17 protein-coding genes are annotated in these 15,632 nt (G+C 45.2%); 14 read left to right on the top strand and 3 right to left on the bottom strand.

Annotated elements, in window-relative coordinates:
• Positions 1-209: 209 nt before the first annotated feature.
• The gene (locus tag SK066_RS16265) at positions 210-1,061 is read right to left on the bottom strand and encodes a DegV family protein (protein WP_320542264.1); all 852 of its coding nucleotides are present in this window, start codon (positions 1,059-1,061) and stop codon (positions 210-212) included.
• A gap of 199 nt (positions 1,062-1,260) precedes the next feature.
• Here SK066_RS16265 and SK066_RS16260 point away from each other — a divergent pair, with 199 nt between their 5' ends.
• A complete protein-coding gene (locus tag SK066_RS16260) occupies positions 1,261-1,641 on the top strand; it encodes a DUF423 domain-containing protein (protein ID WP_188773907.1) in 381 nt (126 codons plus the stop codon).
• Between the two features lie 227 nt (positions 1,642-1,868).
• Here the strand turns inward: SK066_RS16260 and SK066_RS16255 are convergent, their stop codons facing one another.
• A complete protein-coding gene (locus tag SK066_RS16255; RefSeq protein ID WP_320542263.1) occupies positions 1,869-2,396 on the bottom strand; it encodes a hypothetical protein in 528 nt (175 codons plus the stop codon).
• A gap of 475 nt (positions 2,397-2,871) precedes the next feature.
• Complete coding sequence (mtnA, locus tag SK066_RS16250) at positions 2,872-3,963, bottom strand: S-methyl-5-thioribose-1-phosphate isomerase (RefSeq protein WP_320542262.1); 1,092 nt, start codon at positions 3,961-3,963, stop codon at positions 2,872-2,874.
• A gap of 546 nt (positions 3,964-4,509) precedes the next feature.
• Here mtnA and SK066_RS16245 point away from each other — a divergent pair.
• The 13 genes from SK066_RS16245 (at position 4,510) to SK066_RS16185 (ending at position 15,429) form a co-directional block, all read left to right on the top strand.
• Positions 4,510-5,376, top strand: a complete 867-nt coding sequence (locus SK066_RS16245; protein WP_320542261.1) for a copper amine oxidase N-terminal domain-containing protein — start codon at positions 4,510-4,512, stop codon at positions 5,374-5,376.
• A gap of 139 nt (positions 5,377-5,515) precedes the next feature.
• Positions 5,516-5,983 (top strand): Dps family protein, encoded by a 468-nt coding sequence (locus tag SK066_RS16240; protein ID WP_250342696.1) that lies wholly within the window; start codon positions 5,516-5,518, stop codon positions 5,981-5,983.
• 330 nt (positions 5,984-6,313) lie between these two features.
• Positions 6,314-6,625: a hypothetical protein gene (locus tag SK066_RS16235; protein WP_320542260.1), complete on the top strand. Its 312-nt coding sequence runs from the start codon at positions 6,314-6,316 to the stop codon at positions 6,623-6,625.
• A gap of 272 nt (positions 6,626-6,897) precedes the next feature.
• The gene (locus SK066_RS16230) at positions 6,898-7,035 is read left to right on the top strand and encodes a hypothetical protein (RefSeq protein ID WP_188773913.1); all 138 of its coding nucleotides are present in this window, start codon (positions 6,898-6,900) and stop codon (positions 7,033-7,035) included.
• 84 nt (positions 7,036-7,119) lie between these two features.
• The gene (locus SK066_RS16225) at positions 7,120-7,446 is read left to right on the top strand and encodes a hypothetical protein (protein ID WP_188773914.1); all 327 of its coding nucleotides are present in this window, start codon (positions 7,120-7,122) and stop codon (positions 7,444-7,446) included.
• Positions 7,443-8,048, top strand: coding sequence for a DUF1802 family protein (locus tag SK066_RS16220; RefSeq protein WP_320542259.1), 606 nt, complete (start codon positions 7,443-7,445; stop codon positions 8,046-8,048). Before SK066_RS16225 ends, SK066_RS16220 begins: the two co-directional genes overlap by 4 nt.
• Before the next feature lie 736 nt (positions 8,049-8,784).
• Positions 8,785-9,573, top strand: coding sequence for a Fe-S cluster assembly ATPase SufC (gene sufC / locus SK066_RS16215; protein ID WP_188773916.1), 789 nt, complete (start codon positions 8,785-8,787; stop codon positions 9,571-9,573).
• A 28-nt stretch (positions 9,574-9,601) separates the two neighbouring features.
• Positions 9,602-10,903 (top strand): Fe-S cluster assembly protein SufD, encoded by a 1,302-nt coding sequence (gene sufD, locus SK066_RS16210; RefSeq protein WP_320542258.1) that lies wholly within the window; start codon positions 9,602-9,604, stop codon positions 10,901-10,903.
• On the top strand, positions 10,900-12,123 hold the full coding sequence (locus SK066_RS16205; RefSeq protein WP_320542257.1) for a cysteine desulfurase: 1,224 nt from the start codon (positions 10,900-10,902) through the stop codon (positions 12,121-12,123). The genes sufD and SK066_RS16205 overlap by 4 nt, the downstream gene beginning before the upstream one ends.
• Positions 12,110-12,541: a Fe-S cluster assembly sulfur transfer protein SufU gene (sufU, locus tag SK066_RS16200; RefSeq protein ID WP_188773919.1), complete on the top strand. Its 432-nt coding sequence runs from the start codon at positions 12,110-12,112 to the stop codon at positions 12,539-12,541. The genes SK066_RS16205 and sufU overlap by 14 nt, the downstream gene beginning before the upstream one ends.
• An 18-nt stretch (positions 12,542-12,559) precedes the next feature.
• Entirely contained in the window at positions 12,560-13,957 is a 1,398-nt protein-coding gene (gene sufB / locus SK066_RS16195; RefSeq protein WP_188773920.1) for a Fe-S cluster assembly protein SufB, read from the top strand.
• Positions 13,958-14,242: 285 nt separating this feature from the next.
• Positions 14,243-14,695, top strand: coding sequence for a MarR family winged helix-turn-helix transcriptional regulator (locus SK066_RS16190; RefSeq protein ID WP_320542256.1), 453 nt, complete (start codon positions 14,243-14,245; stop codon positions 14,693-14,695).
• A 218-nt stretch (positions 14,696-14,913) separates the two neighbouring features.
• Positions 14,914-15,429 (top strand): spermidine/spermine N(1)-acetyltransferase, encoded by a 516-nt coding sequence (locus SK066_RS16185; protein ID WP_320542255.1) that lies wholly within the window; start codon positions 14,914-14,916, stop codon positions 15,427-15,429.
• Positions 15,430-15,632 lie beyond the last annotated feature (203 nt).

The following is a 15,632-nucleotide window of genomic DNA, read 5'->3' as shown; positions in this document are numbered from 1 at the left end:
GATAATAACTTAATTAAAATTTTAAAAGTATAATCTCAAAAATAAAACGCTCTGACACGACTCGATAGAGAACGTGCAGAGCGTTTTATTTTCGTAAGCAAATGACATACTATGGGCGTGCCTGAGCAATACCTGCAAGCTATCCTCTGGCTCACCATAGTAATCGATGACACAATCCAATCCATACTTACACAAGCTAGCCAGTTAGATCAGACGGTAGCATACATAATCGCAATGGTCTGTGGCCCACAGTGACTGGAAATAACACAGCCTGCCTCGGTGATCATCACCTGTCTGGCATTCGTCTGTTCACGCAATACCGTCTGCATCATACGCGCTTCCTCTTCAGCAAATGAATGCACAACGAAGATCACATCCTGATCAATCCGATCCCGATTCGTAACGCAGTTACGCAGAAGCTGCTCAGCTGCTTTATCACGCTTACCGCGTATTTTGTAAGCAGGCGTAAGCGAGCCTTCAGGTGTCACCTTGATAACGGGACGAATTTTGAGCAGGCTACCGATCAGGTTTTGCATCCCGGAGCAGCGACCGCCTTTGTACAGATAATCAAGTGAATCAATCGCGAATTCGGTCTCAATCTTGCCGCGAACTTTCTCTAGCATAGACACGATCTCACTCACACTATGACCTGAGCTTGCTGCGTGTACAGCCTTCATGACCAGCAAGCCGATCGAGCTGGACAAATTAAGCGAATCGACGACCGTTACAGCACCCTCTGAAAGCTCTTCCGCTGCAATGCGTGCATTAGCAAAGGTAGAGGAGAGTGCAGAAGAGAGACTGATATAAATAATCGAATGCCCTGCTTCAACAGCTGGTGTGAAGGCTTGCAGAAAATCTGCTGGTGATGGTGCAGATGTTTTGGGCAATTGACCTTCACGGCTGACACGATCATATAGCTCACGTGGTGTAATATCTACACCATCACGATATACATCCTGACCAAAGGTTACATAAAGCGGAACAATACCCACCTCATGCTCCTGTAGCCAGGAAGAAGGCAGATCACATGTACTATCTGCAAAAATACGAATGGAAGTCATAATATTCTCCTGTCCTCTAGTTCATAAAATCAAGCGATAACGCAGATGGCGTTATTATACCACGACTTTCATTCCATCAAAACACAGTTACTGGAAGGGAGCACTTCATTAATTGCTCACAAATATACAGCCTCTGATGCGTTATAATAGAACAGATCGATGCTTAACCGTTAACTTGAACCTATACAGGAGGCAAATTATGCAACGCACGTATATCATTATTGCTTCAATCCTCGGCATGCTGGGAGTCGCCATCGGTGCATTTGGTTCCCACATCCTTGAGCCGATCATTGGCTCACGAATTGAAATCTTTAAGACCGGAGTCGAATATCACTTTGTGCATGCTCTTGCCATTTTGCTGACTGCCATTCTTGCCGGGCAGCTTGGTGAAAGTGCAATGCTGCGCTGGGCGGCACGGCTATTTGCGATTGGTGTTATTTTCTTCTCTGGCAGTCTATATGTACTGTGCATTACAGGCGTAAAGGTACTGGGTGCGATCACACCAATCGGTGGGGTATGCTTTATCGCAGGCTGGATTTTGCTGGCGCTAAGTGCTGCGCGTGCAGGTAAACGTGCCTGAGCGATAGACATTGCATTCAAATGCTATTCTACATCTAAAAGTGTCAGCTCCTATCCGAGATGACATTTCATATTCATTTCATATTAACGTACAAAAACGCCAGTCGAGGTCATCGACTGGCGTTTTATCGTGGATACACGATCCAGGGTGTACGCGATCCAGAGTGTAAAGGTCAAGCAAAATGTGAGTATAAAATCACAGTCAACCGATTAATGTATAGGTGTAGATCAGGTTTGCTGGAAGTCGTCAATTTCATTGAGCTTGAAAGTGTAGACTTGCTTTTCATCGACATGGTAGACACTGATAGTCTGATCGTCATTATCGTATTTAAGAATACGACAGGGGATCGACATACGTTCTCCACGACGGTTGATGGTAACACGGATCAACTGGCTACTCTCGATATACATCGATAACCAGCTTCCCATATCATCCTCCTGCGATGATGAGGTATCTTTTGGCGCAGGTGCTTCATTTGGTGTAGTCGTTAATGGTGGTGAAGCTGGAGATGGCTTGCTTTTCATCGAAGCTGGAATGTGTACAGCCGTCTGCTGCTGGCCTGTAGCTTGGATCGCCTGCTCAATCTGCACACCCAATTTGATTCCATTGACAACGCGGAAGTCAGCCAGTTCTTGCTGGTTGTTCAGAATATCCAGCAGCTTTTGAAGGGCAACCGCATTGTTTTTTCCGGTAATCATGAGGTCGACGTTAAATAAAAATTCGGTGTCATCATTAGTCTGCTGCTTGTTCGTCATTTTCCCATCTCACTTACTTTTCGGATTAGTATAACATTGTGTAAATAACCTATTTTTATAAACTATACCATCTAGGTTCACATTTTCATAGGTCTATAGGTGCAGAATTTGCTGAGATTCTGTGCTTCCACGGACAAGTGACCTATCTAGCTATAGAATATACGATTCATATTATTTATCGGATCATTTGTCCATTTTATTAATCTTTATTTAAGGAATTTTAACGCAATTTCGTCGTTTTCAAACGAAAAAGCTACAACCGTTGTGGCTGTAGCTTTTCTAGTTCTAAAGGCTTATTAAGTGAATTAAAATGGAATCGATTTTGTAGCTATAACCTGGTGCATATACGCATTCATGAAAGGGCTCTAGATGGCAATATGTTTGAATGAAAAGAAGCGATTCTGCTATAGAAATAGCTGTGTGTATAGCTGTCAATGGATGCTCGATAGACCGTTGACAGATTGATAGCATTTACTTAATCAACGAATAATTTAGGCAGCTCTTCACTATAGGAGGGATATACAATTCCTTTTTCCGTAATGATCGCTGTTACATATTCGCTCGGGGTTACATCGAATGCCGGATTGAACACTTTGATATCCTGTGGAGCGGTTCGTTTGCCAAAGCTTACGGTTACTTCGTCCGCTGTGCGCTCCTCAATTGGAATGTCTGCTCCCGTAGCCGTAGCCAGATCAATCGTAGATAACGGGCAGGCTACATAAAATGGAATACCATGCGCGCGTGCCAGTACAGCAACGCTATACGTACCGATCTTATTCGCCACATCTCCGTTCGCGGCTACCCGATCAGCCCCTACGATAACGGCTTGAATCCAGCCTCTCGACATGACCATACCTGCCATATTGTCGCAGAGCAGCGTAACATCGATGCCTGCCTGTTGCAGCTCAAATGCAGTCAGACGGGCACCTTGCAGTACAGGACGCGTCTCATCCGCATAGACTTTAAGATGAATGCCCTGCTCATGAGCAAGATACATCGGTGCAAGGGCTGTGCCATATTTGGCAGTAGCCAATCCACCCGCATTACAGTGAGTGAGCACGCCCATTCCATCCTTGAATAGCGGCAATGCATGTTCACCGATTCGGCGGCATACTTCCTCATCCTCTGCATGAATCGCGATCGCTTCAGCGAGCAGCGCTTCATTGCGGCTCTCTGTGCTGCCTGCTTGCTCGGCGAGCTGATGTGCCTTTTTGTTCATACGATCCAGCGCCCAGAACAGATTAACCGCAGTAGGACGCGATTGTGCGAGATAAGCCGATACTTTGAGCACATGCTTCGCCCAGTCAGCCGCATCCTCGCCTTTATATTCCCAGGCACCTAGAACGACACCATAAGCGGCAGAAATACCAATCGCTGGTGCTCCTCGTACCTTCATCGACTGAATTCCTTCAAATACCTGCTCCGCTGTGAACAGCTCCAGCATCACAATTTCCTCCGGCAACAAACGCTGATCCAGCATCAGCAACCGATCATTTTCCCAGCGTAGGGAAAGCAAAGGCTCAAAAGGTGTAGTGCTGGACGTTTCAACAGTTGTATCAGTAGTCATACAGCGAATCACTCCTTGCATATCGTGTGGTATGGTATAACAAGTCGATTGTAGGATCAAAGTATAATAAATACGAATTAATCCTATGAGAAAATAAATTTAAACGCATAAATATCCAATATTGATATACGCAATAGTTCTCATGTAATTAATATATTACTGATAGAAATAGCCAATAGTAAAGAATAAGATTATCTCAAATAAAAGGTGTATCAAAATTCAAGTCTACAAACCGGATGACATGGGATAATATGGATGATATAAGCGATTGAGGGAAAAGAGAGCATACATGTATATGTGAGCTCTCAGTATGTATAGGTAAAGAGTGCTGAATTTTTTAACATGCGCAGTGATACTTTACTAAATAAAGTTTGTATTGCTTTTTGTAGTATCTGTAATGTTATTTTGCCCAGCATATTTATACAAACTAGTTTCTCAATTTTCTATTGTACACGGAGGGAGGTCTGCAACATTGTCAATTTTCTAACGTCCATAACAATGATTCATAATATATAACAACATACATAATAAAAGGAGAGCATGGTTATGAAGTATTGGAAAATTAGTAGTGTCCTTTTAGTGTTTTTGTTCATAGGCATCCCCTATCCTACATTCGCCCAGAGTGCTACATTTACTCAAACGGCAATCCAAGCATCCTCACCACCAATCTTAAAAATCAACCAGTATTACATTCTATTTACGTACCCTTATCCACCTTTTATTGACAGTCAGAATCGTGTTCTTGTGCCGTTACGCTCGTTAAGTGATCTATTAGGAGCTAAAGTTTCCTATGACACCGAAAAGAAGCAAGCCAACATTCAGTTGAACGGACACACAGTAATTGTAACTGCAAACTCGAAAGACATCGTGGTGGATCAAACAACCAACCAAATGGATACCGTACCTGTGCTCAAGCTTAACGCTCTATTCGTTCCACTGAGAGTCATGATCGACGATGTAGGCGTTCACGGAACGTATCAGTCTGCTACTCAGACAATTGAATTAAACGATCCTAAGTACATGAAGTATACTCCTGGATTGACACAGGAAACATGGGATAGAAGAAATGTAGTAGAGGATCAGAATGCGTTCGCAGTGACTTCGTATCAAGTAAACATACGAGCCAGCTCTAAAGATGGTACCTGGGATGGAAATATAACGTATAAGGCTAAAAATATAACTGATCATATAATTGAACAAGGAAAAGAAGATGTGCATGATGCTGTGATGTGGGTGAATGGTAGTAATTATTCAACGACCTCTTATACCATTGACGTAAAGAAACATAAAGCGGTCAACCCTGGTGAATCGATAACTCGAACTAGAAGAGTAAACGGTCTAAATCTACCTAAAGGATTAGGCGGTAATGGCGATTTGGGCTATTTTATTGTAAAACCTTATGCAGTGAAATAATGTCCGCATCTATGGTCTGTTTAGCTAGACTTGGAAATGCATTTGTTTCGCGCGAAGTGACGACGGGTAAATGAAAAACAGAACAGCTTCACTTGTTAAAGGCATTCACCAAAAACTATTAAAGTGAGGGATTATCATTATGTCTAACGTTACCAACCAAAACTCGACTCAAACAAAACGCATCGAAGAGCTGCTGAACCTGCAAGTAGCGAACCTGAACGTATTGTATGTTAAAATCCATAATTTTCACTGGTATGTAAAAGGTGAAAACTTCTATACACTGCACATCAAATTTGAAGAGCTGTATAATGAAGTAACGCTGAAAATGGACGAAATCGCTGAGCGTCTGCTGACACTGAAAGGTTCCCCAGCCGCTACGCTGAAAGAGTATCTGGAACTGGCAACTGTGCAGGAAGCAAACGGTAGCGAAGATGCACGTACGATGGTACAAACGATCATCGAAGACTTCGCAACTGTAACTGAGCAATTCCAGGAAACAATCGAGCTGGCTGACGAGTCCGGCGACCAACCAACAGCAGATATGCTGATCGCGTTCAAAGCCGATCTGGAGAAACATATGTGGATGCTGCGTTCTTTCCTGGGCTAAGCCAGAAAAGTTATACGCGCCAACAGATGTTCATACGTTGAACAATGTTGATATCAGGATATTAACCGCTGTCTGCCTTGTGCAGATGGCGGTTTTTTACATTGAAATCGGTTATAATAGATACATAAAAAGTAGACCTATATATGGAGTAGGAGCAAGAGTAGATCAATGTACATAAGCAGAGTAAGCCTGATTCCCCGACGAGCAGGTATCATTTCAAACGGTTAGATATTTGCGATTTTACCGATCATTCATTTATGCTCTGCTGGTATATGCCATACTGTAAACATTTCAGTTGCTTGAACGGACGAAGGAAACGGAGGCGATGAGATGAGGCTAGAAGACAATGGTATCTTTATTGTAGAGGATGAGGATATTTCTGGAATCCTTTGTTATTTTGCCAAGGATGGGGTGCTATTTGAGGACGGATTTCGATTGGAGATGGAGTTGCAGGAAATGGTATTTTTCCCTGGTAGCATACATGCAGTTCAATTCCCTGAACACCTGCTGCCAGAGTATGAAGATGAGGATACAGATGAAGAAACCAGACAGGAGATTCGTACTCAAAATGAACAGTGGGAACAAGAGATTCGGCAGGCGATTTATAATGTGATCGGTTATATAGAGGAAACGTCTTCTTAAAATAAGCAGTAGAAGCATACAGCATATGATCATAATGAAGCCTGTTATCCAAACTATATGAGTTTATCTATGGAGGCGATAGAATGAGACTGGAAGATGATGGTACTTTTGTTGTTGAGTATAGTGACTTTGAGTTCATCTTCTGTTGTTATTGCAGAGATATGTGGTTTCAAATGGAATATCCTCCTTTTGAAGACGGATTTTTGTCCTTGATGAGGTCACAAGAGATCGTTCTGTTTCCAGGTAGTATACAGAGGATACAATTGCCAAACATGAGAGTCCAATATGCAGATGATGATGCAGATGAAGAAATGAAGGAAAGCGCTCGTGCCAGCAATGAAAAGTGGAAACGAGAGTTTCTGAATGGTCTGTATGATGCGATCGGTTATGTAGAGGAAACGTCTTCTTAAAAATGAGCAATAGAAACATACAGCATATGATCATAATGAAGCCTGTTATCCAAACTATATTAATTCATCAATGGAGGCGATAGAATGAGATTGGAAGATGATGGCACGTTTGTTGTTGAAGATTATGATTTTAGCGTCATCTTTTGTAGTTATTGCAAGGATATGTGGTATGAAATGGAATATCCTCCCTTTGAGCAGGGATTTTTGTATTTGATGGAGTCACAAAAGATCGTTCTGTTTCCAGGTAGTATACAGAGGGTACAATTGCCAAATATCAGAGTCCAAACTGCGGACGATGACGCAGATGAAGAAACGAAAGAAAGCGCTCGTCTTAGGAATGAAGCTTGGATACAACAGTTTCGGAACGGTCTATATGATGCGATCGGTTATATAGAGGAGGATAAGAAATGACAGATCACGAACCACGCACGATTGCACTAAAAGAATGGGCATCCGCCATCCAAGCGCTAGCAGAAGGCAAACAAATCCTATTGATGCGTAAAGGCGGCATTATAGAAGAGACACGTAGCTTCGAGCTGAAGGAGCGAGCCTTTTATCTGTACCCAACCTACGAGCATCAGCGCAGCGAGCTTCTCAAGCCAGAGCATCGTCATGTCGTAGAAGAATCACTACAGCAATGGTCACCCGAACAACAGACGGCTAGCATCCGCCTCTACGCTGAAGTCACCGACGATCTGGAGATTACCAGTCAGGAAGAGCTAGATCGCTTGCGTGACCATCATATCTGGACAGACACCTTTGCCGAGGAACGTTTACGCTGGAAAAAGAAAAACCCGCTTCACGTGCTCATCCTACGGGTATATATACTTGAACGGCCGGTGGATATCCCAGTAGAGGAGCAGTATATCGGCTGCAAATCGTGGATATCCATACCAAGTGGTCCGGTGACGAGCGAAATGACGCCGGTGCTGGACGCTGCGGAGTTTGAGGTCATGAGATCTGCTCTATTGCTATCGCTGCAAGAACAGAACATACCTAACCATAAGGCTTGACTGATCCCATCGGTCGGGCCTTTTATTTTTTATACCTTCATCATTTCAGGTCTTCTCCCTCCCAGGCTACCCATGCGATCTTAACTCTTTTGCATAGCAATTAGATGCAGTTACAGATGCGCCCCCACGGAACGCAGGGAAGGAAATAAGGGGAAAGGACGACTTTGGAGAGGCGGGAATCTTCAATTATTCCTAATCCAAAGATTCCCGCGGCTCCACCCGAGTCCGTCCCCTTATTCCTTCCCGAAGTGGTGTAAATCATCCGCACCTCCGAGTCCACACAAAGTTAAGATCACATGAAGCCCCCTTTCATTTCATTGCAGCATATTTCAAATTATTATAAAATAGCTTGAGAATCGTTGAGAATCAGTTTAGAATGGTTCTAAGAAGGATTTATTCTTAGACTTTATCTAAATCGCTGAACATTAGAGTTTTCTCTTTCCATATTGGATGTATCTGGTAGCCACAACGCTATCATGTGGGAAAAGTCGGCCTGTCTAGCTGCCTCCATCCAGTTTACGGCTCGTCCTCATATCAAGCCCATTCCCTTTACTCAGGAAAAGTTTGGAAAATATCCGCGAAAAAAGTAGTTATTTTTTTGCAGACGTGCCCGTTTTACTGGTATGATTTAAGCAGCAAAACGATTATGCGATTAATTCTGAGGTTGCCTGATAAACAATACATAAAAATTGTTCTATTCGGCAGCTTACTTACTTATTTTGGAGGGACGTCTATTATGGCAACAAATTTCGTCATCGAAGGTCTGAAAGCAACAATCGACAACAAGGAAATCCTCAAAGGTGTTAATCTGTCCATGAAAGGTGGAGAAATCCACGCAATTATGGGACCGAACGGTACTGGTAAAAGTACACTGGCTTCCGCACTGATGGGTCACCCAAAATATGAAGTAACTGAAGGTGCAGTAACACTGGACGGCGAAGACGTGCTGGAAATGGAAGTAGACGAGCGCGCACGCGCAGGTCTGTTCCTGGCAATGCAATACCCGAGCGAAATCAGCGGCGTAACGAACTCCGACTTCCTGCGTAGTGCAATCAACGCACGTCGTGAAGAAGGTCAAGAAATCTCCCTGATCAAGTTCATTCGCCAGATGGAAGGTAGCATGAAGGAACTGGACATGAATCCAGAATTTGCACACCGTTACCTGAACGAAGGCTTCTCCGGTGGTGAGAAGAAGCGTAACGAAATTCTGCAAATGCTGATGCTGGATCCGAAAATTGTTATCCTTGATGAAATTGACTCCGGTCTGGATATCGATGCTCTGAAAATCGTTGCTGCTGGCGTGAACAAAATGCGCAGCGAAGATCGCGGCTTCCTGATCATCACTCACTATCAGCGTCTCCTGAACTACATTACGCCTGACTACGTACACGTTATGATGCAAGGTCGCATCGTGAAATCCGGTGGTCCTGAACTGGCAGCCCGTCTGGAAGCAGAAGGCTATGACTGGGTAAAAGAAGAACTCGGTATTACAGACGAGACAGTAGGCCAGGAACAAGAAGCGTAAATAACGGTACGGAAGGAGCAAGAGCATAATGACATTGCAGACGATACTTCCGCTCAGCGCGGAAGCACTGAAATCACTATCCCAGCAAAAAAACGAACCGGCATGGCTGGCTGAAAGCCGTTTGAACGCACTTGAACTGGCTTCTCGTCTTGAACTGCCTAAACCGGAAAAAACGAAAATTGATAAATGGAATCTGTCCGACTATGGTACGTATCAGCAAGCGACTTCTGTAGCGTCGCTGCAAGAGCTGCCAGAAGCGGTTCGCGCGCTCGTGAAGGAAGAAGAAGCGGCGAACCTGCTCGTACAAAAGGATTCCGGTGCAGTATACAGCACGCTGTCCGACGAGCTGAAAGCTCAAGGCGTTATTTTCACCGATCTGGAAACTGCGGCTCGTGAGCATAGCGATCTGGTTCAGGCTCATCTGTCCAGCGTTGTGAAAAACGACGAAAACCAGCTGACTGCACTGAGTGCAGCACTGTGGACAGGCGGCGCATTCCTGTACGTTCCGAAAAACGTAGAGGTATCCGTACCGCTGCAAGCTGTATTCCTGACTGAAAATGCAGATGCAACGTTTGCACCGCGCGTGCTCGTTGTTGCTGATGTGAACAGCTCAGTAACGTATGTAGACAACTACATCTCGACTGGTGATGCAGCGCGTCTGCATAACGGTATTGTAGAGGTTATCGCGAAGCCAGGTGCGAAGGTTCGCTTCGCTACGGTTCACCAGCTTGGTCTGAACACAACAGACATGAGCTATCGTCGTGCAGTAACTGAAAATGATGCATCGATCGAATGGATCATCGGTGAAATGAACGATGGTAACACCGTAACTGATACATCAACAGTGCTGAAAGGTAACGGCTCGACTTCCGATGCGAAGGTGATCGCGGTTGGTTCCGGTTCCCAGCGTCTGAACTACACCACACGTGCTGTTCACTTTGGTAAAGATTCCACCAGCCAGATGACTACACGTGCGGTTATGCGCGAAGAAGCGAATGCGATCATCAACGGTATTACCAAAATCGAGCATGGTGCAACTCGTTCTAACGGTGAGCAAGCAGAGAAAGTTCTGATGCTTAGCCCGAAAGCTCGTGGAGATGCGAACCCAATCCTGCTGATCGATGAGGATGACGTTATGGCAGGTCACGCGGCTTCGGTTGGACAGGTTAACCCTGAACAGGTGCATTACCTTATGTCCCGTGGTATCTCCCGTGCACAGGCAGAGCGACTGATCATTTATGGCTTCCTGGCTCCGGTCGTTTCTGACATTCCGCTGGAACAGCTCCAGACTCGTTTGCAGGAACTGGTTGAAAGGAAAGTCGGACAGTGAACGCGCAAATCCGCGAGCAGTTTCCGATTTTACACCAGGAAGTAAACGGACATCCGCTTGTATATTTGGATAATGCAGCAACTTCGCAAAAGCCGCGTGCCGTTCTGGACGCGCTGAGTCATTATTATGAATGGGACAACTCTAACGTACACCGCGGCGTGCATACGCTCGGTACGCGTGCTACGGATGCCTATGAAGGTGCCCGTGAGAAGGTAGCTCGTTTCATTAATGCGGCTCGCAGCGAAGAGATTGTATTTACCCGCGGCACCACAACGGCGCTCAATCTCGTTGCTTCTGCTTACGGCGGTCCACGCCTGCAAGCTGGCGATGAGATTGTCATCACGCCGATGGAGCATCACAGTAATCTCATTCCGTGGCAACAGCTCGCTCTGCGCACTGGTGCTACGCTGAAATACATTCCGCTACAGCCAGATGGTAATATCGATCTGGCTGACGTGGAGAAAACGATCACCCCGAACACGAAGATCGTATCCGTCGTGTACGTATCTAACGTACTGGGCGTAGTAAATCCAGTAAAACAAATTGCCGAGATTGCTCATCGCAACGGCGCGATTATGGTCGTGGACGGCGCACAGAGTACACCGCATATGAAGGTGGATGTGCAGGATCTGGATTGCGACTTCTACGCGCTATCCAGTCACAAAATGTGTGGCCCGACCGGCTTCGGTGCTCTATACGGTAAGCGTCAGCTACTGGCAGGGATGGAGCCGATCGAATTTGGCGGTGAGATGATTAACGATGTCGGTCTATACGAATCCGACTGGAAGGATGCACCATGGCGGTTTGAAGGCGGTACGCCGATTATCTCCGGTGCGGTTGGACTCGGGGCAGCGATTGATTTTCTGACTGAGATTGGAATGGACAAGATCGAGGAGCATGAAGCACATCTGGCAAATTATGCAATGGAGCGTATGTCCGAGATCGAAGGCATTCACATCTATGGTCCAGCGAAACGTAAAGTTGGTATTGTGACATTTAATCTGGACGGCGTGCATCCGCACGATCTGGCAACCGTGCTGGATACGTATGGTATTGCGATCCGTGCCGGACATCATTGCTGTCAGCCGCTTATGAGATGGCTGGAAGCAAGTTCTACTGCACGCGCCAGCTTTTACCTGTATAATAATGAACAGGACGTGGATCGATTTATCGAAGCGTTAGTTCAGACAAAGGAGTATTTTGGCGATGCAATTGGATGATCTATACCGTCGCGTCATTATGGATCATTACAAAAATCCGCGTAACCGCGGAACATTTGGCGATGAGGCTGTTACGGTGAATCTGAATAACCCTACCTGTGGAGATCGGATTTCACTTCAGCTTCTGATCGAAGACAATAAGATCATCGATGCCAAATACACTGGCGAAGGCTGCTCGATCAGCATGTCCTCCGCGTCCATGATGACCGAAGCTGTTAAAGGCAGAACGTACGAAGAAGCACTTGATATTGCCACTCGATTCTCCGCCCTGATGAAGGGTGAGGATGTGCAATTTGATGAATATGAAGAGATCGAAGCCCTATCCGGAGTAAACAAATTCCCAGCCCGCATCAAATGCGCGACTCTGGCATGGAATGCACTGCGCAAAGGCATCGGCGAAGACAGCACGACCAATTAAGATAGGGAGGCTACAACCATGGCTAAAAAAGCACCTGAAATGGAAGAGTATAAATATGGTTTCCGTGATGAGCACAAAGCGATTTTCCAGTCCGGTAAAGGTCTGAACAAAGAAATCGTAACCGCCATCTCCAACATGAAAAACGAGCCGGAATGGATGCTCGATTTTCGTCTGAAATCTCTGGAGCAGTTCGAGAAAATGCCAATGCCACAATGGGGCGGCGATCTGAGCGAGCTGGACTTCAACGATATTCAGTACTATGTAAAGCCGTCCGAAGGACAGGGTAAAACATGGGAAGAAGTACCGACTGAGATCAAGGAAACGTTCGACAAGCTGGGTATCCCAGAAGCAGAGCAAAAGTTCCTTGCCGGTGTATCCGCTCAGTACGAATCCGAGGTTGTTTACCACAATATGCAGAAGGATCTGGAAGATCAAGGCGTTATTTTCACAGATACCGATACTGCACTGCGTGAGCATCCAGAGATTTTCAGAGAGTATTTCTCCACCATCGTACCACCAGCAGATAACAAATTCGCAGCACTGAACAGTGCAGTATGGTCGGGCGGTAGCTTTATCTATGTGCCACCAGGCGTACAATGTGAAATTCCGCTGCAAGCTTACTTCCGTATTAACTCCGAGAACATGGGTCAGTTCGAGCGTACACTGATCATCGCGGACGAAGGCAGCTTCGTGCATTACGTAGAAGGCTGTACAGCACCAATCTACAGCACAAACTCCCTGCACAGTGCGGTTGTTGAGATTATCTGTAAAAAGAATGCACGTGTACGTTACACAACGATCCAGAACTGGGCACCAAACATCTACAACCTCGTTACAAAACGTGCGGTTGCAGAAGAAAATGCCAACATGGAATGGGTTGATGGTAACATCGGTTCCAAGCTGACTATGAAATATCCAGCAGTTGTGCTGAAAGGTCGCGGCGCAAAAGGCTCCGTACTTTCGATCGCAGTAGCTGGTAAAGGTCAGCTGCAAGATGCAGGTGCGAAAATGATCCACCTTGCACCGGATACTACATCCACAATCGTATCCAAATCGATCAGTAAGCACGGCGGTAAAGTAACGTACCGCGGTCTGGCTTCCTTCGGACGCAATTCCGATGGTGCAAAGTCGAACATCAAGTGCGATACGCTCATTCTGGATAACGAGTCGACTTCCGATACTATTCCGTACAACGAGATCAAGAACGATAACATCACACTTGAGCACGAAGCAACGGTATCCAAAGTATCCGAAGACCAGCTGTTCTACCTGATGAGCCGTGGTCTGAGCGAGGACGAAGCAACGCAAATGATCGTTATGGGCTTCATCGAGCCATTTACAAAAGAACTGCCGATGGAATACGCGGTAGAGATGAACCGTCTGATCAAATTCGAGATGGAAGGTTCCATCGGTTAATTCATCGATTGGTGCAATCTTCAAGAACATCGGAATAATATGCAAAAGCCTGCAGGCTTGGTCTGCAGGCTTTTTTGTATGGTGGTAGTACCATTTTGTACACCTATATCGAGGCATCGCATAACACAACAGTTCGAATAAACAGCTAGCATATAATCGATTTAAAAGGTGTAACATATAGCAGATTAAAATGTCTCACATTTTTGTTGCAAATACAGCATATTTAAAATACAATAACATCAATATCATTTTGCTGTATTTACAACAAAAAGGAGAACTCTACATATGACCGAAATTTTACGTGAAATTGGCACGATTGCCAGAGCGCTCGATTCCATCAGCAATATCGAATTTAAGGAATACGATTTAACGAAAGGACAATACCTGTACCTTGTACGCATATGCGAGCAGCCGGGCATCATTCAGGAAAAGCTTGCCGAGCTACTCAAGGTGGATCGGACCACAGCAGCCAGAGCGATTCAGAAGCTGGAGCTACAGGGCTTTATTGAAAAAAGAGATGATCCAGATAATAAGAAGATTAAGCGTCTGTTTGCAACCGAGCAGGGAATGGCAACCTATCCGGTCATCAAGCGTGAAAATGATCATTCTAATCGCGTAGCGCTCGAAGGCTTATCCAGCACGGAGGCGACGCAGCTGCTGCAATTATTACAGCGCGTGCGTAGCAATGTCGAGAAGGATTGGGAATGGGTGAAAAAGGGCAATAAGCGCAGCTATTAAGTCGCTACAGATCAGCAGTATAGGCTACGCCATATCAACGATAGCAACTGAACAACAACTGAATAACAACAGGTGCATAAAGCTTCGATCCAGCATCGATATCCATGCACTACATGAAAATGATCATAGCATGTGAATAATATCCATGCGAAAGCACTAAATTATTTTAACGCTACTCATCATCAGCACAAAATCAACACAAAGGAGCACAAACCAATATGATCATCACGCTTAAACCCTGTACGCTTGAACAACTTTATCCTTTACAAGCGATCAGCCGTGAGACGTTCGAGGATACGTTTGCAAGCCAGAACACGCCGGAAAATATGGCTGCTTATATGGAAAAGTCATTTCGGCTGGAGCAGCTACACAAGGAGCTGAGTCACGCAGAATCCCGTTTCTTCTTCGCTTATATACAGGAGGAGCTAGCAGGCTATATGAAGCTGAATACCGGATCAGCGCAGACAGAGCCGATGGGAAGCGATGCGCTAGAGGTAGAACGGATTTATGTAAGACGTGCATTTCAGGGGCAGGGGATCGGCAAGTTTCTTTTGGAGCATGCCTTATCGCTTGCGGTCACGGAGCAGTACAGCCAGATATGGCTCGGTGTATGGGAGAACAATCGTAAAGCGATCTCCTTTTATGAGAAAATGGGCTTTGTGCAAACAGCCGTCCATTCCTTTTATATGGGCGAGGAAGAGCAGTTTGATTGGATGATGTGCAAGTCGCTGTAGTATAAGTAATACGGAGTGATACGAAACGGCAAACTCTTTTAATAAATAACGGATAGCAGACCTCGCTATACATCAAAGCCGATCTGAATCATTGGCTATTTATCGAATGCATGTAACAACTGACACCTATAAATAATAACCTTATTTATACAAAATATGTAGTATGCTTGGGATGACTGGTTTCAGCATTGGACGTTGTTTTG

Source organism: Paenibacillus hunanensis, from assembly GCF_034055775.1.
Taxonomy (GTDB): domain Bacteria; phylum Bacillota; class Bacilli; order Paenibacillales; family Paenibacillaceae; genus Saccharibacillus; species Saccharibacillus hunanensis.
This window is presented reverse-complemented; position numbering and strand designations above follow the sequence as displayed.